The organism is Taibaiella chishuiensis, assembly GCF_003014535.1.
Lineage (GTDB): Bacteria > Bacteroidota > Bacteroidia > Chitinophagales > Chitinophagaceae > Taibaiella > Taibaiella chishuiensis.
The window spans coordinates 288,568-313,421 of sequence record NZ_PYGD01000004.1 but is presented as its reverse complement, the minus strand read 5'-3'; the positions used below and the strand labels follow the sequence as shown (position 1 = coordinate 313,421).

25 protein-coding genes are annotated in these 24,854 nt (G+C 50.6%); 10 read left to right on the top strand and 15 right to left on the bottom strand.

Features of this window, described 5'->3' with window-relative positions:
* Window positions 1–179 precede the first annotated feature (179 nt).
* From B0I18_RS13460 to B0I18_RS13445, 4 genes are all read right to left on the bottom strand, one after another.
* Window positions 180–1,058: an SH3 domain-containing protein gene (locus B0I18_RS13460; protein WP_106523234.1), complete on the bottom strand. Its 879-nt coding sequence runs from the start codon at window positions 1,056–1,058 to the stop codon at window positions 180–182.
* 82 nt (window positions 1,059–1,140) lie between these two features.
* Window positions 1,141–2,430, bottom strand: coding sequence for a phosphopyruvate hydratase (eno, locus tag B0I18_RS13455; RefSeq protein ID WP_106523233.1), 1,290 nt, complete (start codon window positions 2,428–2,430; stop codon window positions 1,141–1,143).
* 145 nt (window positions 2,431–2,575) lie between these two features.
* Window positions 2,576–2,977, bottom strand: coding sequence for a DUF1573 domain-containing protein (locus tag B0I18_RS13450; protein ID WP_106523232.1), 402 nt, complete (start codon window positions 2,975–2,977; stop codon window positions 2,576–2,578).
* Window positions 2,978–3,096: 119 nt separating this feature from the next.
* On the bottom strand, window positions 3,097–3,624 hold the full coding sequence (locus tag B0I18_RS13445) for a DUF1573 domain-containing protein (protein WP_106523231.1): 528 nt from the start codon (window positions 3,622–3,624) through the stop codon (window positions 3,097–3,099).
* Window positions 3,625–3,816: 192 nt separating this feature from the next.
* Here B0I18_RS13445 and B0I18_RS13440 point away from each other — a divergent pair, with 192 nt between their 5' ends.
* Window positions 3,817–5,286, top strand: a complete 1,470-nt coding sequence (locus tag B0I18_RS13440; RefSeq protein ID WP_106523230.1) for an acyl-CoA synthetase — start codon at window positions 3,817–3,819, stop codon at window positions 5,284–5,286.
* Between the two features lie 5 nt (window positions 5,287–5,291).
* On the opposite strand, the gene B0I18_RS13435 is transcribed toward B0I18_RS13440, so the two are convergent.
* Genes B0I18_RS13435 through B0I18_RS13425 form a run of 3 tightly spaced genes read right to left on the bottom strand, consistent with a single transcriptional unit; the run spans window position 5,292 to window position 7,305 of the window.
* The gene (locus B0I18_RS13435; protein WP_106523229.1) at window positions 5,292–5,957 is read right to left on the bottom strand and encodes a DUF4159 domain-containing protein; all 666 of its coding nucleotides are present in this window, start codon (window positions 5,955–5,957) and stop codon (window positions 5,292–5,294) included.
* Window positions 5,950–6,660, bottom strand: coding sequence for an RsmE family RNA methyltransferase (locus tag B0I18_RS13430; protein ID WP_106523228.1), 711 nt, complete (start codon window positions 6,658–6,660; stop codon window positions 5,950–5,952). The genes B0I18_RS13435 and B0I18_RS13430 overlap by 8 nt, the downstream gene beginning before the upstream one ends.
* A 30-nt stretch (window positions 6,661–6,690) precedes the next feature.
* Window positions 6,691–7,305, bottom strand: a complete 615-nt coding sequence (locus B0I18_RS13425) for a hypothetical protein (protein WP_106523227.1) — start codon at window positions 7,303–7,305, stop codon at window positions 6,691–6,693.
* Window positions 7,306–7,394: 89 nt separating this feature from the next.
* On the opposite strand from B0I18_RS13425, the gene thiL reads away from it, so the two are divergent.
* Window positions 7,395–8,429: a thiamine-phosphate kinase gene (gene thiL / locus B0I18_RS13420; RefSeq protein ID WP_106523226.1), complete on the top strand. Its 1,035-nt coding sequence runs from the start codon at window positions 7,395–7,397 to the stop codon at window positions 8,427–8,429.
* A gap of 101 nt (window positions 8,430–8,530) precedes the next feature.
* On the opposite strand, the gene B0I18_RS13415 is transcribed toward thiL, so the two are convergent.
* The 3 genes from B0I18_RS13415 to B0I18_RS13405 form a co-directional block, all read right to left on the bottom strand.
* Window positions 8,531–9,637, bottom strand: a complete 1,107-nt coding sequence (locus B0I18_RS13415) for an efflux RND transporter periplasmic adaptor subunit (RefSeq protein ID WP_106523225.1) — start codon at window positions 9,635–9,637, stop codon at window positions 8,531–8,533.
* A gap of 94 nt (window positions 9,638–9,731) precedes the next feature.
* Window positions 9,732–10,409 carry a YggS family pyridoxal phosphate-dependent enzyme gene (locus tag B0I18_RS13410; RefSeq protein ID WP_106523224.1) on the bottom strand — a complete coding sequence of 226 codons (678 nt, stop codon included), beginning with the start codon at window positions 10,407–10,409 and terminating at the stop codon, window positions 9,732–9,734.
* 59 nt (window positions 10,410–10,468) lie between these two features.
* Window positions 10,469–11,146, bottom strand: coding sequence for a metal-dependent transcriptional regulator (locus tag B0I18_RS13405; protein ID WP_106523223.1), 678 nt, complete (start codon window positions 11,144–11,146; stop codon window positions 10,469–10,471).
* A gap of 207 nt (window positions 11,147–11,353) precedes the next feature.
* Between B0I18_RS13405 and B0I18_RS13400 the strand changes: the two genes are divergently transcribed.
* Window positions 11,354–12,649 carry an ABC transporter substrate-binding protein gene (locus tag B0I18_RS13400; RefSeq protein WP_106523222.1) on the top strand — a complete coding sequence of 432 codons (1,296 nt, stop codon included), beginning with the start codon at window positions 11,354–11,356 and terminating at the stop codon, window positions 12,647–12,649.
* 48 nt (window positions 12,650–12,697) lie between these two features.
* Here B0I18_RS13400 and B0I18_RS13395 read toward each other — a convergent pair whose 3' ends face one another.
* Window positions 12,698–15,436, bottom strand: a complete 2,739-nt coding sequence (locus B0I18_RS13395; RefSeq protein ID WP_106523221.1) for a hypothetical protein — start codon at window positions 15,434–15,436, stop codon at window positions 12,698–12,700.
* 388 nt (window positions 15,437–15,824) lie between these two features.
* Between B0I18_RS13395 and B0I18_RS13390 the strand changes: the two genes are divergently transcribed.
* From B0I18_RS13390 to B0I18_RS13375, 4 genes are read left to right on the top strand one after another with little or no spacing between them, the layout of a single operon-like run.
* On the top strand, window positions 15,825–16,397 hold the full coding sequence (locus B0I18_RS13390; protein ID WP_106523220.1) for a hypothetical protein: 573 nt from the start codon (window positions 15,825–15,827) through the stop codon (window positions 16,395–16,397).
* On the top strand, window positions 16,397–17,008 hold the full coding sequence (locus B0I18_RS13385) for a hypothetical protein (RefSeq protein ID WP_106523219.1): 612 nt from the start codon (window positions 16,397–16,399) through the stop codon (window positions 17,006–17,008). The genes B0I18_RS13390 and B0I18_RS13385 overlap by 1 nt, the downstream gene beginning before the upstream one ends.
* Complete coding sequence (locus B0I18_RS13380) at window positions 17,005–17,787, top strand: sensor histidine kinase (RefSeq protein ID WP_106523218.1); 783 nt, start codon at window positions 17,005–17,007, stop codon at window positions 17,785–17,787. The genes B0I18_RS13385 and B0I18_RS13380 overlap by 4 nt, the downstream gene beginning before the upstream one ends.
* A gap of 12 nt (window positions 17,788–17,799) precedes the next feature.
* On the top strand, window positions 17,800–18,450 hold the full coding sequence (locus B0I18_RS13375; RefSeq protein WP_106523217.1) for a response regulator transcription factor: 651 nt from the start codon (window positions 17,800–17,802) through the stop codon (window positions 18,448–18,450).
* On the opposite strand, the gene B0I18_RS13370 is transcribed toward B0I18_RS13375, so the two are convergent.
* The 3 genes from B0I18_RS13370 to B0I18_RS13360 form a co-directional block, all read right to left on the bottom strand.
* The gene (locus B0I18_RS13370) at window positions 18,451–19,515 is read right to left on the bottom strand and encodes a COX15/CtaA family protein (RefSeq protein WP_106523216.1); all 1,065 of its coding nucleotides are present in this window, start codon (window positions 19,513–19,515) and stop codon (window positions 18,451–18,453) included.
* Between the two features lie 319 nt (window positions 19,516–19,834).
* A complete protein-coding gene (locus B0I18_RS13365; protein ID WP_106523215.1) occupies window positions 19,835–20,542 on the bottom strand; it encodes a porin family protein in 708 nt (235 codons plus the stop codon).
* Window positions 20,543–20,640: 98 nt separating this feature from the next.
* Complete coding sequence (locus B0I18_RS13360) at window positions 20,641–21,363, bottom strand: porin family protein (RefSeq protein ID WP_106523214.1); 723 nt, start codon at window positions 21,361–21,363, stop codon at window positions 20,641–20,643.
* A gap of 131 nt (window positions 21,364–21,494) precedes the next feature.
* Here B0I18_RS13360 and msrB point away from each other — a divergent pair, with 131 nt between their 5' ends.
* The 3 genes from msrB (at window position 21,495) to B0I18_RS13345 (ending at window position 23,727) form a co-directional block, all read left to right on the top strand.
* Complete coding sequence (msrB, locus tag B0I18_RS13355; RefSeq protein WP_245882095.1) at window positions 21,495–21,944, top strand: peptide-methionine (R)-S-oxide reductase MsrB; 450 nt, start codon at window positions 21,495–21,497, stop codon at window positions 21,942–21,944.
* A 145-nt stretch (window positions 21,945–22,089) separates the two neighbouring features.
* A complete protein-coding gene (locus B0I18_RS13350) occupies window positions 22,090–23,070 on the top strand; it encodes a DUF4421 domain-containing protein (protein WP_181358463.1) in 981 nt (326 codons plus the stop codon).
* Window positions 23,071–23,124: 54 nt separating this feature from the next.
* A complete protein-coding gene (locus B0I18_RS13345; RefSeq protein ID WP_106523211.1) occupies window positions 23,125–23,727 on the top strand; it encodes a ribonuclease HII in 603 nt (200 codons plus the stop codon).
* On the opposite strand, the gene B0I18_RS13340 is transcribed toward B0I18_RS13345, so the two are convergent.
* On the bottom strand, window positions 23,724–24,692 hold the full coding sequence (locus tag B0I18_RS13340) for an ion channel (RefSeq protein ID WP_106523210.1): 969 nt from the start codon (window positions 24,690–24,692) through the stop codon (window positions 23,724–23,726). The genes B0I18_RS13345 and B0I18_RS13340 overlap by 4 nt on opposite strands.
* Window positions 24,693–24,854: the final 162 nt, after the last annotated feature.

Genomic DNA, 24,854 nt, shown 5'->3' with positions numbered 1-24,854 from the left:
ATCGATAGTTTTTCATCCCGGCAAATTATTTTTTGTAAAAAATGAAACCGGCCGTAGCGGATGTCACGGCCAGTCAGGAGATAATACGGATATGCCAACAGGAAATACATTTCAGAATAGGGCTGCTAAGCCGCTCCTGGAAAGGATTACAGCCTGTGCCTTGCCCTGCCGCAACTGTTTTATTTTTGCAGTATGGCTTTGGCGCCGTCCCAGTGGTATACCTGGCGCTTTTTGCGGACTTTAAATACGGGCTCACCGTTCTTACCCGGTTTGTCCCTGGCCTCCCCTTCTTCGGTCAACCGGATGATCTTGCCGGGTTGACCACCAGGTTCTGAAGGAAACAACAGGGTTTCGACAAAGTAATATATACCGGCATCGCCTACCTCGGTCTTACCGGGCAGGGGCAATAACCCGGCACCGGTCCAGCCGTAGTAGTAGTAATCGGCAGGTATGGCACAGGCCCCGCCCCCAACGCTGATCCGCACTATATTGCGGAGCGGCGGCAGGCCCATATCGCCCAGCAGCTTCCCACTGGTCATCGATGTTTCGGGGCTTGCCGTTTTCCATTCCCGCTCATCGAGCAGCTGGCCGCCGGCATCCAGGGCCTTTAACCGGATCAGCCATTGCTCCGGTTCGTACTGGCCGGGCTTGGGCTCCCGCTTGGCCAGCACTTTTTCCATGCCGTATACAAACCGGGTATCCTGGTCGCGATAGCTACCCAGGGCCAGCAGGCCTTCCCAGATATAACCTTCTTTAAGGATAGCACCCGAATGATACTTTACCTTCATCCAGGGTGCATAGATATTTTTAAGGGCGTATAATTCCTTGCCCTGTTCCTGGATAATAACCGGGGCGCCACAAGGCAGCGAATCGATAACCGCCGCATCGGCGCCGGCCTGGCTGCGCACATTGGCCATGCGGCCATACACATAAAACGTATCGCCCGGGTTGGCCTCCCAGGCATTGTAGTCGCCCTGCCCGGCGCTTTGTGCATGCAACTGCGGCGCATACGACATCACCAACACGGCCAGGAGCGGTAACCAGTTTTTGCATTTCATGGTGTAAAGATAAGCGGGTATCCATAAGAAAAGGCGCACCCTGTTTAGTGTGCGCCTCTTCCCTATATTTTATCCGGTTTGCTTATTTACCGAATTTGAGTTTTTTACCGGGGTAATACGCCAGGCTGCCCAGTTCTTCTTCGATACGGATCAGCTGGTTGTATTTAGCCATACGGTCGCTGCGTGATGCAGAACCGGTTTTGATCTGGCCGCAGTTCAGCGCTACAGCGAGGTCGGCTATGGTTGCATCTTCTGTTTCGCCGCTCCTGTGGCTCATTACAGTGTTGTACTGGTTGATCTGGGCCATGGTTACGGCATCGATCGTTTCGGTAAGGGTACCAATCTGGTTTACTTTAACCAGCAAACCGTTGGCTACACCTTCTTTCAGGCCTTTCTCGATACGGTTTACATTGGTTACGAACAGGTCGTCGCCTACCAGCTGTACTTTTTTGCCCAGTGCATCGGTCAGCATTTTCCAGCCTTTCCAATCGTCTTCGGCCATACCGTCTTCGATACTTACGATGGGGTATTTCTTACACCATTTTACCCAATATTCTACCAGCTCTTCGCTGCTTAATTTTTTGCCGTCGGATTTGTGGAAGACATATTTTTTGCTCTTGGCATCGAACAGTTCGCTGTTTGCAGCGTCCATAGCGATTGCTACGTCGTCGCCGGGTTTGTAACCCGCTTTCTCGATCGCTTTCAGTACGATCTCGATCGCTTCTTCATTGCTCTGGATATTGGGAGCGAAGCCGCCTTCGTCGCCTACGTTAGTGCTGAAACCTTTATCTTTCAACACAGTTTTCAGGGTGTGGAAGATCTCCACGCCCCAGCGCAGCCCTTCGCTGAAGGTTGAAGCGCCGATCGGCATTACCATAAACTCCTGGAAGTCGATCTTATTATCGGCATGAGCGCCACCGTTCAGGATGTTCATCATCGGAACAGGCAGGGTCTTTGCATTGGTACCACCGATATAGCGGTACAGCGGCATACCGGACTCTTCGGCTGCGGCTTTGGCTACGGCCATACTTACGGCCAGCATAGCGTTAGCACCCAGTTTAGACTTGTTCTCGGTGCCGTCCATAGCGATCAGCAGTTTGTCGATACCCGCCTGGTCCAGTACATCGATACCGTACAGTTCTTCTGCAATAACGTCGTTCACATTCTTTACCGCCTTCAGCACGCCTTTACCCAGATATTTTTTCTTATCGCCATCGCGCAGCTCTACTGCCTCGTGTACGCCGGTAGAGGCGCCGGAGGGTACTGCAGCACGCCCGAAAGCGCCGTTATCAGTATAAATATCAACTTCTACAGTTGGGTTGCCGCGGGAGTCCAATACCTGGCGGGCGTGGATGTCGGAGATAAAGCTCATGAATGTTCGTTTTTATAATTTGGGTGCAAATATAACCCAAATGCATGAATAGCGCATTTCGCAGTATAAAAAATCCACCCGGGTCATAAACGGCGAAGGCCCGCTACGGTTGTAGTGGGCCTTTGTATAACCGGCGCCAGGGCGCTTATTTCGCTGTTACGGTACCTTTCAGGGTCAGTACATAACGCTCTTTGGACTTATCGGCCTGTACCGCGTTGGACTGGATGGTTACCTCTTTAATAGACGGACCGGCTTTGCCTTCCGTATTGAAGGTAACTTTGATGGTACCTGTTTTACCGGGCAATACCGGGGTTTTGGTCCACTCCGGTGTGGTGCAGCCGCAGCTGGCTTCTGCTCTCAGGATCTGCAAGGGCTGATCGCCTGCGTTTTTGAACTCGTATACGTGTACCACTTTCGCACCTTCTTTAACGGTTCCGAAATCGTAGGTATCATTTTTATCCTTAAACTCGAATTTGGCTCCTTTCTGTGCATAGGCGCCTGCAGCGGATGCAGCCACCAGCATAATACCTGCCATTATTTTTTTCATAAACGCATTCAATTTTCAGGGTTAAAAAAACTCAACACCATAGATGGAAAAATAAACGCGGGGTTTAATTTCTCTGTAGTGTTGAGTCGGATCCGTTTCCTTGCGGAAAGGCGTATGTCTTAGTTGGTTTTGATCATTGAAGTGTTAGCAGGAGCAGAACCTTCCGGAGCTTTTTCCACTACACCTTTGATATAGATCACGTTTGTACCGGCAGTAGAGGTAACGGTGATGCTCTTGTTGAAAGGAGCAACGCGGCCGGTAGTACCGTAAGAAGCTTTGATGATACCGGTTTTACCAGGAGCAACAGGATCTTTAGACCAGAACGGAGTAGTACAACCGCAAGACGGGTGAACATTCTGGATGATCAGGGGCTCTTTACCGGTGTTGGTAAATACGAATTCTGCTTCAGCAGCATCGCCTTCCTGTAAAGTACCGAAGTCGTGTGTTTCTGTTTTGAACTTAATGGTTGTGGTAGGCGCTGCCGGTGTGGCCTGAGCTGCTGCAGGGGTAGCGGCAGCAGGAGCTACAGTAGTCACCTTAGTTTCTGTCGCTGTTGCTTTTTGTACGGGTTTCAGTTTTTTTGTTTGTGCAAATACCGCAGAACCTGCAAAAGCAACCAGTGTTAAGGCAAGGAAAGTCTTTTTCATAACTGATTATATTTTTATTTTTTCGTTGAGTACAAAGTTATATCCTGCGTATATCTATACCTGTTAATTGCAGGTTAAGGTTCGGCCAAAAACGCGGTTTGTAAAGGGTTTTAACTAACGAATAAGATTAATTTGCATCTCTTTGGTTTTATGCCTCCTGATGCCTAAAATTGCCTAAATTCTACCCTTTTCATGATCCCGCTTATTGAACGCAGCCGCCAATTTACAGATAATATTGCAATTATCGATGACTCGGGCAACTATAATTACGGCAACCTGCTGGAAGCCGCCACGACCCTGGCCCGCAACATCCTGGACCAGGCCGGTAGCGCGCCCGGGCCGGTATTATACCTCATGCCATCGGGTTATCAATACGTGGTAACACAATGGGCGATATGGCTGTCGGGGGGTATAGCCGTGCCGGTACATACAGCACACACGGCCGAAGAGATCCGTTACCTGCTGGCCGATACCGGCGCCCGTTTACTGATCTACGACAGCAATTTTGAAACCCTGGCCCTGGAAAGCAACCGGCAGCAACCGGTAGCGGTAGCATACACGGCACTGGAAACAGCGGCAGCAGCAAGCCCCCTGCCCGATGTGGCTCCCCCGGCCGATGCCCTGATGATCTATACCAGCGGTACAACGGGCAAGCCTAAAGGCGTGGTGATGTCGCACGAACAGATCGCCACCCAGCTGGAGTCGCTGACACAGGCCTGGGGCTGGACCTCGGCCGACCGTATCCTGAATGTACTGCCCATGCACCATGTGCATGGCGTGATCAATATTACCTGCTGCGCCCTGTACAACGGTGCTGCCTGCGAGATGCGAAGCGGCTTTGATGCCGCCTATGTAGCCGGCCGCCTGGGCAGCGGCGCGCTGAGCCTGTTTATGGCCGTTCCGACGGTTTATCATAAACTGATCCAATACTTCGACCAGTTGCCGCAGCAGCAACAGCAATCCTGGCAACAGGGCATGCAGGCCATGCGGCTGATGGTAAGCGGTTCGGCGGCGCTGCCCCTTTCGGTGCTGGAACGCTGGCGGCAGATCAGCGGGCATACCCTCCTGGAACGTTATGGCATGACCGAAACCGGCATGATCCTCTCTAACCCGCTGCAGGGGCTGCGCAAACCGGGTTATGTAGGCCTTCCCCTGCCTTTTGTGCAGATAAGGATCGTAGATGAACAGGAAGCCGAGATACAGGCCCCGGGCATACCGGGCGAATTGCAGGTATGCGGTCCTACGGTGTTTCGCCGGTACTGGCAAAAGGAAGAGGCAACCCGCAAAGCCTTTTCCGGTAAGTGGTTCAGGACGGGCGATATCGTGGAGTTCGATGCAGACGGCGATTACCGCATCCTGGGGCGCAGTTCGAGCGACATTATCAAATCGGGCGGTTATAAGATCTCGGCACTCGAGATCGAGAACGAAATACTGGAATGCAACGGAGTAAAGGAATGCGCGGTAGTGGCCCTGCCCAGCGAAGAATGGGGCGAGGTAATTGCTGCGGCCTTTACCGGCACCGCAACGGTAGATACCGTAAAGGAATGGCTGAGCAACAGGCTTGCAGCCTATAAAACGCCAAGGCGCTGGATCGTAGCCGACAGCCTGCCCCGCAATGCTATGGGTAAGTTATTGAAATCGGAGATCCGCAACCTGTTCTGAGCTGCTCAGGACTGCGGCTTGCCGGAGAAGACATAACGGATAATATTGGCGCCCATCTGCAGCGCCTGTTGCCGTTTTTCGGCCGGGTCGTTATGCACTTCGGCGTCTTCCCAGCCGTCGCCCAGATCGCAATCGTAGGTGTAGAAGCAGACCAGGCGGCCTTTGTAGACCAGGCCATAACCATGCGGCTGTTTGCCGTCGTGTTCATGGATCTTGGGCAGACCATTCGGAAAATTAAACTGCTGGTGGTATACCGGGTGGCTGAACGGCAGTTCAACGAAGTCCAGTTCGGGGAATACTTTTTTCATTTCGGGCCGCACATACGGATCGATGCCATAGTTATCGTCGATATGCAGGAAGCCGCCGCCTTCGAGATAGATGCGCAGGTTTTGCGCTTCGGCATCGCTAAAGGTCATACGGCCATGCCCCGTGGCATGTACAAAAGGATAGTTGAACAGCTCGGCGCTGCCCGCCTCCACCTGGGCTTCCCGGGTATCGAAGCTGGTATGCATCTGCTGGTTGCAGAACTGGGCCAGGTTTTTAAGCGCCGTAGGATTGGCATACCAGTCGCCGCCGCCGCCATAGACAAGCAAGGCCAGCCTGGCCCGCTGTGCATGGGCCTGGCTATAGCAACCTAACAACAAAAGCAATCCGGCTACAACATTACGCATAGTTCAAAGCATTAAAAACAGTACAGGCATACAATCCGGCTGTTTCGGTACGCAGGCGGTTATCGCCGAGGCTTACCGGGACAAAGTCATGGGCCAGGCATAAAGATACTTCATCTGCCGTAAAGTCGCCCTCGGGGCCGATAAGCACCAGGGTATCCCTGCCGGGTTGCAGTTCGCGTACCAGCGACCTCTTCGTATCGCCGTCCATACAATGGGCCACGAACTTCTGCGCTTCGCCCACGCCGGCTACCAGCTTCTTCAGGGCTACCGGTTCGTGCAGTACAGGCAGGAAGGACTGTTGGGACTGGAGCATGGCAGACACCAGGATATTATTGAGCCGCTCGGCATTAAACTTATCTTTTTCCGTACGGGCCGAGATGATCGGGTAAATATGTTCGGCGCCCAGCTCCGTTACCTTTTCGAGCAGCCATTCGTTACGGCTGTTGTTTTTGGTAAAGGCGATACCCAACGAAAAGGCGCTGGGCCTGGGTTGCGCGGTATGCCGCTCTGTAATCCTGACCAGGCATCGCTTACGTTCGGCTACGGCAATCCGGGTAGTACATTTCAGCCCCTTGCCATCGGTAATGATAAGCGGTTCGCCTTCCTGCATACGCAATACCTGGATCACATGTTTGGAGGTAGCCTCGTCGAGCGTAAAGCTGTCGCCTGCGGGCACTGATGGCTGATAAAAAAATGGAAGCATGATCAAACGGGCCCCGGGGCCGGTAAAGGGTTAATATTTGTAACGGTATTCGACAGTACGGTGCCGGGCCGGCGCGCCCGCAGGTGTTTCAAAGTCCTGGATCTGTATTATGCGATCGGGAATATAGTTCAGTTTCTGGCTGTGGGTGTACCCTTCGCCTGTGGCGCGGGTTTCGATATATACCGATTGCACCCTGCGGGAAAACTGGTCGACGGTGATATACATCTTCTGCATGTAAAGCTCCGGCTTTTTGGCATCGAAATTCAGGTTGGAGGTCTGTGTGGCCTCATCGTCGAACATCTCGAAATTATATAAGCCGGCAAACTTTTTATCGCTGATATCGGCCCGGTCGAAAGGCCCGCGCAGTTCCTGCCACAACAAGCTGTCGAGGTCGGCAAATGCGCTGTCGGTCCTGCCATCGTTTTTCTCGACACGCAATAAGGTGTAAGGCATACCTTTACGGGTGGTCCACTGATCGTCGAAGAAGGCCCTGATCGAGAAATACGTCTCGCCCGAGGTCGTGTCCACAACTTGGCCTGTAGTATCGGCTACAGGTTCTTTTTTAGCAGATGTAGAATTTTGCTTTTCTTTGCAGGCGGAAAAAGAAAGCAGCAACGCTAAAACAACGACAAAAGAAATACGCATAACGGGCTGTTGAGCAATTTTAAGCTACAAATGTAATAAACCTGGCCCGCTCTTTTTCTATTATCCTTATCAATACAAATAAAAAACATATGGACGCAGAACGTACGGAAATAGGGACGCTTGGGGAGTTTGGCCTGATCGATCATTTAACCAAGAACAACGATACCCGCCAGGCGGGAACGATTTTAAGCATCGGCGACGATGCCGCAGTAATCGACCAGTTCGGGAAACAGAGTGTGATCTCGAGCGATATGCTGGTAGAAGGCATTCATTTCGACCTGATGTATACGCCGCTCAAGCACCTGGGCTACAAATCGGTGGTGGTGAACCTGAGCGATATCTGCGCCATGAATGCCACGCCAACCCATATCACCCTCAATATCGGCATCAGCAACCGCTTTTCGGTAGAAGCGCTCGAAGAGTTCTACGAAGGCGTATATGCAGCCTGCGAACAGTACAATGTGGACCTCGTGGGCGGCGATACCGTAAGCTCGCAGAAAGGCTTTATCATCAGCGTAACGGCTATAGGCGAGGTAACACCCAATAAATTCGTTACCCGTAAAGGCGCCGGCAAGGGCGACCTGCTCTGTGTGAGCGGCGACCTGGGCGCGGCTTACCTGGGCCTGCAATTGCTGGAACGCGAAAAGAAAATATTCCTCGAAAACTCCGGCATCCAGCCCGACCTGGACAACAGGGCCTATGTAGTGGGCCGCCTGCTGAAACCCGAAGCCCGTGTGGACATTGTAGAATGGCTGGCCGAACAGGATATTATGCCTACTTCGATGATGGATGTGAGCGATGGCCTGAGCTCGGAGATCCTGCACCTGTGCAAACAAAGCAAACTGGGCTGCGTACTCCATGAAGATAAAATACCCTTTCACGACGAAACCCGTGAAGTGGCTTATAAATTCGATATCGATCCTACAGCCTGCGCCCTGAGCGGCGGCGAAGACTACGAATTGCTCTTTACCGTAAAACAGGAGGACTATGATAAACTGCGTATCTCCGAAAAGATCAGCGTGATCGGTTATATGACCGAAGAGTCGGAAGGCGCGCAGCTGATTACCCGCAACGGCAATAAACATAAACTGATTGCGCAGGGCTGGACCGCTTTTGGTCAGTAAGAAGTTTTGTTTAAACTAAACTATATAAAAGCGGCGCCCCTGAAAGAGGCGCTGCTTTGGTATTACATAGAGCGGTAATGCTGTGCAAAACAGGAATTTTGCTATTCCCTGATTTTAGTCACTTTTACTTCCATATCTTTTTTAAGTTGCATAATACCCGTTGCGATTACGGTATCGCCGGGCTGTAAGCCATGCTGGATCTCTACTTCAGCTACCAGGCGCATACCGGTGGTCACCGTCACCAGGTCTACCTTGCCGTTACGCAGCACGGCTACTTTTTTATCTCTTGTAGTCGGGATGATACACTGCGAAGGAATCATAATGGCATTATTATTCCTGCCCAGGGTAATAAACACATTGGCAAAAGCACCGGGTATCAGTTTGCGATCGGCATTGGGTACCAGGGCGCGCATCGTGATAGTGCGGGTAGTGGCGTCGGCTAAGGGCTGCAACGCAGTGATATTGCCTTTCAGCGTATCGCGCAGGGCGGCCACGGTAAAATGTACCGGATCGCCGGTACGGATAGCGCCGTTATATTGTTCGGGAACGGGGAAGTCGAGTTTTAAGGGATTGACCTGTTGAATGGTGGTAATAAGCGTGGTCATAGACACAATGGCCCCCACACTTACATTACGCAGACCGATTACCCCATCGAAGGGGGCCCGTATCTGCAGGCGTCGCAGCTGCGCTTCGCCGGCCGCAATATCGGCATCGATAGCCGCGATTTGCGTAACGGTATTATCGTACTCCTGCCGGCTGATGCCATTGATCTGCAGGAGTTCGTCCTGGCGTCCTTTGGTAATGATCTGCAGTTCGCGTTGGGCATTCAGCTTACGGATCTGGGCCCGGATGTCGCTATCGAAAAGCTGGACCAGCAGATCGCCTTTTTTTATATTGGTGCCTTCTTTAAAATTGATGGCGGTGATCCTGCCGCTTACTTCGGGGTACACGCTGATCTCTTCGTTGGCCAGCAAAGTGCCACTGCTTTGATATACGGAAGAAAGGGGCGCTGCCTTTACCACTACGGCTTCGGCCTGCAATACCTTGGGACCGCCGCCTTTGCCTTCCTTCTCCTTGCCCTTACCCTTACATCCCGCCAGCAAAGCCAGGCAGCAGAGCCCGCCGGAAACCAGCACACGCCTCAACGGATCTGTAATTGCGCGGCGATGCAGCCGTATCGTAAAACCTGGAGATAAATTATAATTCATAAAAGGAACGGATATCTGAAGAAAATTCAGCTCGGGTTAGACCGGGAGAAAGCGCAAAGGTTAAAAACCCTGGTAAAGTATTTTTTGAAACCGGTCAGGGCTTGCGGTTACCGAACAGCAGGCTGCCTACCCGCACGTGGGTACTACCCTCTTCGATCGCCATTTTATAGTCGCCGCTCATACCCATCGAAAGGATATTGAACCTGCTATCGCCCAGGAAATAACTTTTCGCCGCCAGGTGGTGCAGGGCCTTCAGGCTACGGAATTCGGCACGTACCTGCGCCTCGTCTTCCGAAAAAGAAGCCATGCCCATCAGTCCGCGGATGGTTATATGCTGCAGTTTATCCTGCTGTGCCGTATAATACTCCAGGGCTTCCAGCAATTCTTTTTCATCCAGGCCAAACTTCGTCTCTTCGGTAGCAATATGTACCTGTAAGAGGCATTCGATGTTGCGGCCCAGCTTTTCGGCCTGTTTATTGATCTCGGTCAGCAGTTTAAAACTGTCGACGCCGTGAATGAGGGAGACGAAGGGCGCTATGTATTTTACCTTATTGGATTGCAGGTGCCCGATAAAATGCCAGCGGATATCGCCGGGCAACTGCGCCTGTTTTTCGACCAGTTCCTGTACGTAGTTCTCGCCGAAGTCGCGCTGTCCCAGGTCGTACAGGGCCTGGATATCACCCGCGGGTTTCATTTTAGATACGGCGATCAGGGTCGTATGGCTACGGCTCAGCTCTTCGCAAAGCGCGGTATAAGTGGCAGTCTGGATCATAATGTCTGGATATTCGTAGCGGCAAAACTATAGGATCGGGCGGGATTAACCAATACCGGCTATTTTTTACCGGCTTCGATCACGAGTAGGTTTACGGCTATTTTTTCGGAGAGCATCACCGGTTCTTTATTACCGATTGCGACCATAACGCTTTTATCGAAAGGCAGCTGTTCCTTCACCAGTAAGGCAATGCCGATATGCAGGCCAAAGCGCTCGAGATGCTGCAGGAAGGCGGAAGAAGTGTCTTTTACCGCCACCAGTTTTAACTTTTTACCTGGCTCCGACTCGGCCAACGTGGTGTTGGAGGCCGGCATAATTTCGCCCGCCGCATTGGGAATAGGATCGCCATGCGGATCGAAACGGGGAAACCCCAGGAACTCGTCGAGGCGTTCGATCAGTTGTGCCGACCGGATATGCTCCAGCTCTTCGGCCACTACATGCACCTCGTCCCAGGAGAACTTCAGTTTTTCATGCAGGAATACTTCCCAGAGGCGGTGTTTGCGGATGATCTGCAAAGCGCTGCCCGTGCCGGTTTTACTGAGTTTGGTCTTTTTGTATTTTTCGTAATGGATCAGTTTTTTGTCCGAGAGTTTGCGCAGCATGTCCGTTACCGTAGCGGGCCGGGTGCTCATGCGTTCTGCGATCTCATTTACAGACACATCCTGCGTCGCACTTTCCTGTTGCAGGTAGTAGATCGCTTTCAGGTAATTCTCTTCTGTAAAACTTAATTCGGACATGCCGCGAAAGTAAAGAGAATTATAGGTTTATCCAATTGCCCCGTTTTAAAGAGCTGTCTGACAATATTATGAATTCAAAAAATATTGCTAAAATACCGTCTGTCGCCGGCTTTTATTTAGATTTGCAACCGGCCCCCGGCTGGTATTTTCATTTTGTATAAAATAACAACCGTTATTGCTGCGGCAATCCGGCCCGCTTTCCGACCTATGAAAAAATACTACACCATCCTGTTTTTCTGCTTTGCCTGTTCCTGCTTCAGCACTACGCCCGTTCATGCGCAGTTCTGGAAAAAGATCTTTAAAAAAGAAGAAAAAAGCAAACCCAAGAAGAACAACAACAATAAAAAAACAACGAAAAAAGACGAGCCTAAACTGAAGCAGAAGAAGGAGCCGGAATACGACGAGCGCGACCTTAAAGAAGTGTACCGCATCGATGTATTACTACCCCTGCAACTGAACAGCCTGGTACAGAACGGTAAACCCGTATACAGCAAAGTGCCGGAGCACCTGCAGCAATCGCTCAGCTTTTATGAAGGCATCAGTATCGCTGCCGACTCGCTAAAGACCAAACGGTATAAGATAGAGCTGTACGTGCACGATATCAGCAACGCGACCAGCACCATCGCCCAACTGACCACCCGCCGCGTGCTCGACTCTTCTGACCTCATTATCGGATCCCTGCAATCGCCCGATATACCGGCCATTGCCACATTCGCAAAAAAACATAAGATCAATTTCATCTCCGCCTTATCGCCTTCGGATGCCGGGGTAAAAGACAATCCTTATTTCGTCCTGCTGCAACCTACACTGAAGACGCACCTCAGGCAGCTGATCAAATACGCAGACAAGAAATTTAACCGCAGCCCTAAATTTATTTTCCACAGCAGCGCTACAGCGGGTGAGAAAGAAGCCTACAACCAGCTTACCGATGCCCTCGCCGATGAGAAGCACCTGGATGCAGTCGATTGCTCGGCAAAGATTCCCGACTCTGCCGCTATGGCTAAAATGTTCCGTAAAAACGAGGTGAACGTAGTGTTTATCGGCATCCTGGAAACAGCCAAGGCCGAACAGGTGCTGAATGTAATCGCCACCCTGCCCCGCGAATACCGCTTCGAGATCTTCGGAATGCCCTCCTGGAAGTCGATGCGTGGCCTGAGCCAGAGCAGCGCCTACATGGGTATGAGCATTTATTATACCTCGCCATTCTACTTCGATCCCACTACCGGGCCGGGGCGGTATATCAATACGGCTTACAAAAATAATTTCGGGGGCAGCCCGAACGAAATGGTGTACCGGGGCTACGAAACCCTGTACTGGACGGCTTCGCTGCTGGACAAGTACGGTCCCGTGTTCAACAGGCATATCTCCGATGTAAGCGCAGCGCAGTTTACCCGCTATGATATCGAATATTCCTGGTCTAAGGATAACGACTTCCAGTACCTCGAAAATAATAAGTTATACATCATACACTACCAGAACGGCGGCTTCGTAGTAGAAGAATAAAGCAGTAGAAGATTACATAAAAAAAGAGGAGCATTGCGCTCCTCTTTTTTATTCACAGGGACTGCCCGTTGCCGGTTGCGCCTGCGATAACCGCAGGTACTTTTGCTTATTAAAGCAATACATCCCGGACAGACAATTATCCCAACGCTGCTTCCAGGTTATGTTGACGAAGGTATCCAGGTTCCGGAGGCTTCGCGCCGAGAGTACCCAGTTCATCGGTACTTCCTTTACATTCCGCGCCAGTCTTAATGGTATTACCCTGCCCTGGCGCTTATGCACCATGTCTTCCAGTTCCCGTTCTGCCATCCTTACTCTGCCGCCTCTTACGTTATAGATGCCGGCTACAATTTCCGAAAGTTCGTTACCCATATTCAGTTCGCCGCTGTTGGTAGCATCTTCACCAAAGCGGAGCGTAACTACGAAGGGGCGGATATAAATACCATGGGCTGCAAAGGTATCGATGGCCGGCCCGATACAACGCAGGATCTCCGTCATGGTAGCCGAACCCGTATTCTCTACATAACCGCCATCTACATAATGTAACTTATGAGCAGGGCTTTGCGGCAGGCAACCGGCGGGAGACAAGAGCGGGAAACGGGTACTGAAATTGATCATGGTGCTGTAATTGATACCACCCCTGATCTTGTTCCGCAACAGGTCGCGCTCCTGGGCGTAGAACATAGCAGTATCGGGCTTCACATTGGTAAGCCAGCATTGAAGACCCGATTCTACTTCGGTGGTATTGATAAACAAGGCCGGGTAAGCGCCAATGCCACGCTCACGGCCAATCCTGTGCCATAAGGTCAAATAGTCGGTAGAAAAATAATTATCCGGCCCGATCTTGTCGTAGCTGCTTTCCCAATTGCTTTCCAGGGCTATGGCCCGGTCAAACTTTTCGACATGCCAGGGCAGGAGCAATTGCACCACTTCGGAGTAACACATACGGGCAATGACGGCAGCCAGGTAATCGGCCGTAAAAAAATCGCGGCCCTTGGCACGGTAGCTGAAAGCAGCATTATGCCGGCCATCCATATACGCGATGGTGTTGAAAAAAGCCAGGCCAAGACTACCTCCCGATATACCGGAATAAGCATATACCGTGCTTTTAAAGTCAATGCCTTCTTTCACAAGACTGTCCTGTATCGTGCCCAGCATCATACTGGTATACGCCGCAGTGCGCAAGGCGCCGCCTTCTGCGCAAACCAATACTATGGGGTAGAACACACTGTCGCTGGTTTTTGTTTCCAGGTCCCGGAAGCGGGAAGCAGTAAGCTGGTAATGCCGGAACCATTCCCTGAAATGAACGATCATATCCGGCCGGTTATCCATACCAGCCTGCCCGTTCATCCGTACCGGGTGATCGTCGTTAAAGGCGGAACTCAGCAATACGAGGGTCAGCAGGATAGCTCTTAAAGACAGCACGCTGCGCCACCAGTTGCCTTTGCCATACAGGGGTTCTATATACCGCCGCGGGCCTCCTTCCGGCTCTTCAGGCATACCGGGCTGTAAAGGCTTGCCCCTGCGGAACACAGCATAATCCACGTAAAGCACACCGATATAAACGCCGGTCCAGCAAGCGAAAGCAAGGGTAAGCAAACCCGGTGCGCCGATGTTTTCGTAATAGGTTGCCGGGAACAGCAACATCAAAACCAGGAACAACAGGCTAAGCCCGACGATAAGATAGAGCATGCGATGCAGCCGGGCATAAAAGCTACCGGGTACGAAATATACCCAACGGTACCGCCCGTTACAGATGGCTCCCGGCAGCTCCCATTCCTGCTTGCCGCCATTATCGGCGTCTTTGTAATTATAGTCTTCGGTATACTTGATCAGGGAAAAGGCCGCGGGTACTACCGAACACTCCGAAAGGTAGGCGGTGTTCTGCGGGAAACGGTTACGCTCTGCAGGTGACAATTGCGAGAACAACTGTTCAAAATTAAGATAGCGCTCCCTGGCCTCGCCGATAAAGTTGGAAGGCTTGGGCAGTAAAAAGATAAAAGGGTTATAAATACCGGTCAGTTTTCCGCACCATTCCTGTTCTTCTTTAGAAAGCTGTATAAAATCACGCAGTTTATCCATCAGCTTACTTTGTTGCGGCAAGGGCTTAGTGGGTTTATTACTGCCGGGCATATCGGACTGCACTGCCGCTATAGCCGTCTGGTCGCCGGTAACAGCAGCCGTTGCAACTGCGGGGGTATCTTTCTTACGGATAAAATAAACATGCGCCACAGCCGTCATGAGCAGGTAAAGTACTACGACCGGCGCCCATTGGGCCACATACCAGTTGCGGGCGTTGGCGATCACATCGCTTATGGGCCGGTTAAAGACCATACCCAGGATAACGATAAGAAAAGGCAGGATAATAAAGACATCGGAGATAACCACCTGCAGGCTCCTGCGCCAGTTGACCCTTGCTTCAGAAAGACTGACACCCGAATTGTCGGTCACATAGATAGCGTAACGCATACCAAACTCCGAAAACAGGCTCCAGACCAGCGTTCCGAAGGCCAGCCAGAAAAGACTGCCGATCTTACCATCGGTAATATCTTCCGACACGATAAGCAATACATCGCGTCCCTGCGGCAGGAAGAGGAAGACCAGCAGGCCCGTAAGGTTGAAGATCAGCATCATACCCGCACTCAACAGGGTCGCGAGCGTATCTTTCATCAGGTCATTAGCCGGTATACTGCCCCTTGCATGCAGCAGTTCGCTGATCTTTTCAAAAAAATGGGCAAACAGGAAACTGGCGAATTTGCGCACCGGCGTCAATATATCGATTCCTTTCATGGTGGTTGTGTTTTAGTGTTGTGGGGGAGAGACGGGATAACGGGGAGTATAACAGGGCCGGACCGTATTGCCGGTAAGATGGTGTTGTGCAGGTGATGGCGATGCTGGCGGCTACCGGTTTGTATACAAAATTAGCGTGTTGATTAATGCCCCACAATAGGAAATTCACGTAAATTTAATACGTAATAATTTACAAAAAGGCTGCGTGGAACTACGTGATCCGGCCGGGGAAATACGGATTTTAAAAGAGATCAAAACGCTGAATAATAGCACTGTAGCTATTATACAAAAAATAGAAATACTTAGTTAAAATGCGTACTATTGCAAGGTGAATGATGTTGCACTACATTTACTAAAAATCATTTATTCATTCACAAAAACATTTCTTATGAGCAACATCCAAGCACATTCCGTATTGATGGTTTTCGATTGGGAAAACCTTAGTCATATCTTATATGTCTTAGGCGCCCATAAACGGGAGGAAGCTGAATTTCAGAACATGGCCTTACTTCATTTCAGACAATTCAATATCAATGAATATGCCAGAATCCCATTTGACAGAAAAAGCGTCAAGGATATAAAAACGCTTATCAAAAATGGCAAAGGTTATCAAGACTATGCAAAGTATTGTATACAACTTAAAAATACAGGCAGTGACGATGCTCCTAAATTCGACCTCACACTGCAAGAGCGCGCTATCGCGACTCCGGCTAACGATATTGCATTTTATCCGCTGACCCTGTTCATAAGCCTCATGGAGTTTTACACCTGGTCAGCCATTTCAGAAATTGAGTTTTCACTAGGCAAACGGATTAATGTCAACGGATGCATGGATGATGTTGTTATTTTCCGTTTCCTTGCCCAGGACAGAGGTATGCAGTTTTATGACTACAGCTCTGAAGACCCCAGAATTACTGCTGCGCTTGTTCAGGAATTTACCCAAAACCTGATGCCCAAATAATGCTAGTACTGCTGTCAACGCTTGCTCCCTTTTTTCCTTTGATCGCCGGCTTTCGACAGCGATCAAGTATAATCTGGTGGTACTGCCTGTTCAGCCTCACGACAGACCTGCTTACTTATTACCTCAGGCAACAGGAGATACAACTTTCCCTGCCGGGTAATATTTTTGCCGGGATTGAATTTCTATGTTTACTTTTCTTTTATAAGAACAAGGTATTCCTCCGGAGGAATACCTTGTTTTATATCATACTGGCCAGCGGCATCCTGTTTTTTCTGACAACAACCAGTCTGGGCCCGGGCTGGTTCACACTGAACCGCATGGGCATCACCATGTTCCTGTTGCTCTACATTGTACTTGCGCTTACCGGTTTTTATATGCTGCTCCGGGAGCAGAATAGCCGCTCCGCCGAACGTTCGTCTTTTTTCTGGGTCAATACGGCTGTGCTGCTGTTTGCTTCCGGCGCCTTCTTTATGTTCCTTTATACCGCCAATATCAAATCTGCAGCAGATAAAAAAGCGCTGTCTCAACTCTGGTTCACCCTCTTCCAGGTAATCAATATTTTGAAAAATATCTTATTAGGCATAGCTTTAATACAAAAACAGGAACGTTGAACACTACCTCGATCGTGATACTGGGCGTTTCGGCCATGTTACTCATGGCCATGGGCGTGATCGTGTTCGTAGTCCTGTATCAACGCCGGGTAATCCAGACCCAGATCCAGATCGAGCAACTGAACCACAGCAAACAACAGGAACTGTTGCATGCATCGATACAAAGCGAAGAAGAAGAACGCATGCGCATCGCATCTGAACTGCATGACGATGTAGCCCCTACCCTTGCCTCTATACGGCTATACCTGTCCACGGCCGCCGGCCGGCCCGACGACAACAGCCTTATCCTGCAATCGAAAGTATTGCTGGACGAGAGCCTGCAAAAGATCCGCAACATCGCCCATAAACTGCAACCCTCCACGCTTTACTACCTGGGCCTGCAGGTATCGCTGCAGTCGCTGGCCGATATGATCAATAATTCGGAAAGCGTACAGGCCTCCTATACCATAGCACAGGATATACCGCGACTGGAAGAGCAGACCGAACTGTCGGTATACCGCGTGGTACAAGAGCTGACGAATAATATCATCAAACATGCCCATGCCCGTTCGTTGACGATAAGCTCGGCCCTGCAGGAACAACAACTGATTGTATCGATCCATCATAACGGTATCGGCATTACCCAGCAACTGTACGAAGAATTGATCTATAAAAAAGGAGCCATCGGCCTCAAGAATATCATGACCCGGCTAAAGTCCATCCGGGCACAGATCTGCTTCGAGCAGCTGGAGGCTAATGCATTTGCGATCCGCTTAACCGTACCGTTTACGCTACCCTAAAAACATATATCCATGGCCATTATTCAATACATTATCGCCGACGACCACAAGATATTCAGGCAGGGCCTTAAGATGACCCTGGCCGACGATCATAAGATCAAATGCACGGGGGAAGCGGCCAACGGCACGGAGCTGCTTCGCCTGCTGGAACAGGCGCAACCCGAGGTGATACTGCTCGACCTGAAAATGCCGGAGATGGACGGGCTGGAAGTGCTGAAAGAGATACGGACCCGTTACGAGGACCTGAAGGTTATTGTGCTGACCATGTTCGACGACGAGCATTTTATCCTGCACATGATGGAAGCCGGCGCCAACGGTTACCTGCTTAAAAATGCAGAACCGGCCGAGATCAAAAACGCCATACATGCCGCAGTCGAAAACGGCTATTACTTTAACGACCTGGTCAATACCGTGATGCTGCGAAAGATCGTACAGCAGAACAGGCGCGAACCCAGGTTCAGGGAAGAGATAAAACTGAATGAAAAAGAGACCGAGATCCTGAAACTCATCTGCCAGGAACATACCGCCGCCGAGATCGGTAAAATGGTCTTCTTAAGTCCCCGCACCGTGGAAGGTATCCGTTCGGTACTGCTCGAAAAAATCGGTGTGCGCAACACGGCGGGCCTGGTTATGTATGCCGTTAAAAACGGCATCGTCAGCTGATCAGGCCAGGCTGCCGGCTCCTTTGCTCCGGACCAGGAACAACTGAACGGTAAGCGCAATGAGCAGGAACATGGCAACCAATTGGTGCGCTTCGGCCAGGATCTCGAACAGGCCGAAGTGGCCGGGTACGATCTTAGGTGCACTGATCACGGTAAAGATACCCAGCAATACCTGCAGGCATACCAGCACGAGCGGGTAACGCGCCGAACGCAAAAGCGTTGCAGAGCCCGTTTGACGAGCCACACGGCTCACCTTTACAAAGCCGGCAATTACCACCACAAATAAGATATAAGCCAGGCCACGGTGTACAAAGTGGACATTGATCGGGTGGTTGATCCAGCTATTGCTGCCCAGGCCCGCAGGAATCCAGTCGCCGTTAATGGTAGGCCAGGTAGCGGCTGCCATAGCGGCTTTGAGTCCTGCCATAAAAGCGCCGTAGATCAGCTGTACGGTAAGCAGCACGATAGCGCCCAGCAGGAAATTGTGCAGTGGTTTATCGCGCACAATATCGCGTGCAGGTACGAGTAGCTTAAGCGCAAACCAAAGGGTATAACACAGCAATACCAGTGCCGATATAAAATGTATCGACAGCTTGATATGATTTACATACAGGTTGGTATCGTTCAGCCCGCTATCTACCATGATCCAGCCGATAAGGCCCTGTGCACCGCCCAGGATAAAGAGGATCACCAGGGGGATAACCATATCCTTGCTGAAGTACCGTTTAACGATGAAATAGATAAACGGTATGGCGAACACCACGCCCAGGAACCTGGCCCACAACCGGTGAAACCATTCCCAGAAAAAGATAAATTTAAAATCGCCAAGGGTAAAGTGATTGTTGAGATACTTGTACTGGGCAATACCCTGGTACTTCTGAAAGGCAGCCTGCCACTCGCTTTCGCCCATCGGGGGCAATGCGCCCATAATGGGTTTCCATTCGGTAATCGAAAGCCCGGAACCGGTAAGGCGGGTAACGCCACCCAAAAGTACCTGGACGATGATCATAAAAATGCCGGTTAACAACCAGTAAGCGACGATCTTATTCTTGCGATTCGTATCCATTTTATTGCCCTGAATGGTAAATTTTGCGCAAAGGTAAGGGCAAAGCGCCAATAAAGCCGGACCGGAACTCAGATATCTGTAGCGCTCATCTGTAGATAGGACAACAATCTAAGGCAGCTAACACGAGTTGCCTTAGATGCCTTATACCAGGGTTGCACAGCATTTGCTCCGGATGAAGGGGCTGCGGCATGCTTCCCGGAACGCCCAAAAGCAAATCAGCCGCCCCTGACCGGGAAGCCGGGAACCGCCCGGAGATAAAAAAGGATCCCCTGGCAGGGATCCCTGTAATTATAAAGTTGATTCAGAAGATTAGGATGGCTTACCAGCCGTTATAACCACCGGCGCTGCCAAAGAAATAGCCTACCGATATACCGAAGCTCATACTTTTCGTATACGCATCGCTATTACCCTGGGGCAACATATTGGCGAGTCCATAGTTAAAATGACCACGGAAATAGAGCCCGTTGGCCAGTTCATAACCCAGCATGGCACTCGGGCCATAGTCGAGCGGTCGCAATTCATCGGTTTTATCATTCCCTAACTTCATTTTCAGGCTGCTTTTTTTATCTGTGGTTATACCGCCCGCTGTCGTAGCGGTTTCAGATTTCTGCGTACCGGCAATCGTATAGGAGATATAACCACCCAGCCCAACGAAGAAACGGCCGCTACCTTCTTCGCCGGTTTTATAAACGGCATATATGGGTACCTGTACCGCATGCAGGAGTACTGAATTCTTGTTTAAATACGTATAACTTCCCGTAGTACTGGACGACTCGGATTTGGTCCGGTTTAAGGCATAAAACACACCGGGCTGCAGCGAAAAATGATCGGAAAGGGTAAGGTCCAGCACGGCGCCGGCACGAAGCCCGGGCTGCAAGTCCGTAGATTCAGTGGCGGATTGTCCTAATATGGTGGTTTTATTGGAATGACTGTACATCGTAGCGCCGATCTCCGGTGCTATTTTCAATTGCGCCGAAGCAGCCATGCTTATTGTTGCCAAAGTACCTGCAAGCAATAGTTTCTTCATGTGGATTCTGTTAGATTAAGATGAACAAAAAAGGGATTACCCCTATCCGGCAATTTCTTTATTTAACCAGTACTATTACTTCTTGCAAAAATCGTGCCTTACCAGGTATCCCTGCCAAACAGGTACCCTATCGATAAGCCCACTCCCCAGTTGCGGATCGCATGATCACTATCTCCGCCCGGCATCAGGTTAGCCAGCCCGTAGGTGCCATGTGCCCTGAAATATAAGCCTACATTGGATTCGTAACCGATGGTGGCCGTAGCACCATAGTCCAGGGGCCGAAACTCGTCAGTTGCTTTGTCGTCGCCGATCTTAAGCGACCGCGATTGCTGTATTGGTTCTACAACAAACTGGGAGCCCATTGGTTGAAACGTATAACTTCTTTCTTTAAGCCTTCCGGAAAACGCATAACCCAGGTAAGGCCCGGCGCCAATAATAAACCTGCCCGTACCCTCTACCGAGGATTTGTACATGGCATATAAAGGTATCTGCAGGTTATGGATACTGTATTTATTAAACGCCTGGTATTTGACATCCTTATCATAGAAGGCATCCGGTTCGGTACGGCTATTGGTCCAGGCGTAAAACACGCCAGGTTGCAGGTAAAAACGTTTGGTCAGCGCGATATCGGCCAGCAGCCCGGCCCGTACACCGGGCGTGGTAATACGTGATGCCGGCGAAGCATTCGACTCAGAAGCGCTATTTTTGTAGCGCAACATAGTCATGGTAGCGCCGGCCTCGGCACCAACACGGACGCTGACCTGGGCAAAAGTTGCAACACCGCAGAACATTAACAGGAAGGTTAACAAACTTTTCTTCATATAAAAACGTAGTTGAAAGGAATGCTCAGCAGAAAAACGCTTAAAAAATGAGAATTACAGCAATTTTAATGCTTGGAATATTATTATCAAGCTGCGAAGGTAATGCACAAAAACAAAATATTAACAGCCAAATGGACAAACAACAAAAAAATAACCCGTATTACTCGCGTACGGACACCACGCATCTGAAAGTCAGCAACGAAGAATGGAAGAAAGTATTATCGCCTGATCTCTATGCAGTTGCAAGAGAGGCAGCCACAGAAAGAGCTTTTACCGGGCAGTACTGGGATGCCGATACTAAAGGCACCTATTACTGCGCAGCCTGTGGTAACGTGTTGTTCCGCTCGGACGCAAAATTTGCAAGCAGCTGTGGCTGGCCCAGTTTTTTTGAACCGATCCGGTCGAATAGTGTTATCTATAAACCCGACCATAGCTATGGTATGAACCGCACCGAAGTATTGTGTGGCAGGTGTGATGCACACCTGGGGCATATTTTCGACGATGGACCACCTCCTACACACAAACGTTTTTGTATGAATTCCATCTCGCTCGATTTCGAGCCGGACCAGGGCGGAAAATAAAATAACCTGCCGCCGGCCAGACTGGTTACTTTTTTTATAAAATCTAACTTTTTCAGTTTTGGTAAGAACAGGATTAACATGCGCTGCAATATGCATATTTGCCATAAATAATGCATCTGCACAGAAAAAAGAAAAGCCCCTCCCGGTGAAAGCCGGGAGGGATACTGCCTACATCAGGTCTTACGACCAGGAAATTACAGGCCGTATTTACCTTTCCCAGAAATATACCAGTATACAGGTGCCCGGCACCAGCAGTATACCCTCCTTCCGGTACCGGCCCAATACCACCCTGAATCTTGGGGTGGGCGCTACGTACCGCTCTTTTTCCCTTAACCTGGCCTATGGCTTCCCCGGGCTTAACGGCGACGGGAGCGAACGGGGTAAGACCCGCTACCTCGATATGCAGGCGCACCTCTACGGCCGCAAATGGGTAATCGATTTTTACGGGCAGTTCTACAAAGGATATTATCTCTCACCCAGGGACTATATTGCGGGCCAGGATGGCTTTTACATCCGTCCCGATATAAGGGTGCGGCTTATCGGCGCTTCGGCCTATTATGCCTTCAACAACCGGCGCTTCTCCTACAGGGCCGGCCTGATCCAGAACGAGTGGCAGACCCGGTCGGCGGGCACCTTCCTGCTGGGCGGCGATGTACATTACGGCATCATCAACAGCGATAGCCTGATCATACCGGTCGAAATTGCCGCACGGTTTCCACAGGGCAAGGTAAAACGGCTCCGCTTCATCAATATCGGTCCGGGAGGCGGTTATGCCTATACTTTCGTGTATAAGCGCAACTGGTTTGCCACAGGCTCACTTACCGTCAATCTTCCCATCGACTTTGGCCGGGAAAGCACCCACGAAGGCGATGTGGACAAGATCAGTTTTTCGCCCAACTTTACCTATCGTGTGGCCCTGGGATATAACAGCCGCAGGTGGGTTTACACAGCCTCGCTCGTCAACAGTACGGTAACGACAGAAGGCAAGTCGAACGAAGGCGTGTATGCCATACGTACCGGCAATTACCGGCTTACGGTAGCCCGGCGCTTTACCCTTAGCCGTAAGGTAAAAAAGGCTATCAAACCGGTAAGCGATGTATTGCCCGGCCCGAAGACCGAAAAATAACCCCGCCGCTACGCCCATTTTTAGCTACTTTTACGCCCCGATACCGATACCCTTATGCTACTGCCTTACTTTAACAAAGACCTGATCGAAGCCGGCTGCGATGAAGCCGGAAGAGGCTGCCTGGCCGGTCCGGTAGTAGCGGCTGCCGTGGTATTGCCTGCCCACTTCTACCATCCCCTGCTGAACGATAGTAAGCAGCTTACGGAAGAACAACGTACCCTGTTGCGCCCGGTAGTGGAAGAACAGGCCCTGGCCTGGGCCGTAGCCTTTGTGGACAACCACGAGATCGACCGTATCAATATCCTCAAAGCCTCGTTCAAAGCCATGCATATGGCTATAGAACAATTGCACCTGGTACCGGAACTGTTGCTGATCGACGGCAACCGGTTTACGCCCTACTTCGGCATTCCCCATGAATGCATTATTAAAGGCGACGGTAAGTACGCAGCCATAGCGGCAGCCAGCATCCTGGCCAAAACGCATCGCGATGCTTATATGGAAGACCTGCACGAGTCTTATGCCGTATATAACTGGAAACAGAACAAGGGATACCCCACCCCTTTTCATAAAAAGCAGGTGATGGCATTAGGCCATAGCCCTTACCACCGTATTACCTTCAAGATAAAACCCGGCAAGGAAAAGGTGCTGGAAGACTAAGCCGACGGATCAGCACTGAAGGTATGGACTTCGTAAGCATTAAGCTTATCGAGCATAACCTGGGTATAGCGACCCGAGCCCGCTCTTTCGTACATCATAGAAAACCTGGCGCCGTACACCAGTTCTTCGGCAGCGTAAGAGGTACGTTGCTGAACCGTATTGGAAAAATGATCGTCGAAGGCTTTTACCGTTACCATCAATTCTACAGCACCGTTCTTAAAGTCCTGGGCGCCGAAGCCGCTCAGCGGGCTATCTTCGTTAAGGTGGTGCACACAGGTCCAGCTGATGGCCAGCGAATTGATCCGGTTGATCTCCAGGGGCAGCTGGTAAAATTTAGTAGACCGTTTACCTTCCTCCAGGATATGTACCGCTACGGTAACCTGGGCTTCCACATCGGTAAGATGGTTGTTCTTATCGGTCGCCATACGGAACATCAATGCACGCCCCTCCTTGAACGGCGCCACCAGCACATTATCGCTGAAACGGATATAGGCCTTGGGCCGGGAAAAGCGCGCATAGAACATACCGGTAACCAGAGCAAAGGTCATAATACCCAGGAACGATTCGATAGAAGCCAGGGAATTGGCAATAAGGCCCACCGGCGCAATGTGCCCATAACCCACCGTGGTAAGGGTTTGCGAGCTAAAGAAAAAGGCCTGCGAAAAATCGTCGAAGAAAGTACTGCCCCGGGTACTGCCCGATAAACGGTCGATACCGATCAGCATATACAGGCAGGCGAAGAAGAGATTCATAACGGTATAAAACAGGAATACCGCAACGAGGAACTTGCCCCGTTTCATCTTCAGTAAAGTATGGTAGATACTGATCCTGCGGTAAAAAGGAATGCCTGTCTTTTTCAGGTTGGTACTACCATCTTTGTTGATCAGGCGCCAGCCTTCCGCACTGCTGTTATCGCTGAAGCCCGAGTTATCGACCGCCTTCGGGCGCTTTTTATGGGTGTTCATTGTTAGGGGTTAGACGTTAGATGTTAGATGATAGATATTAGACGATAGATGTTAGATGTCATCCTGAGCATCGCGAAGGATCTCATTTTTTTAGTATCAGGTATCAAGTAGCAAGTATCAAGAGGACGATTGTCATCCTGAGCGCAGCGAAGGATCTCATCC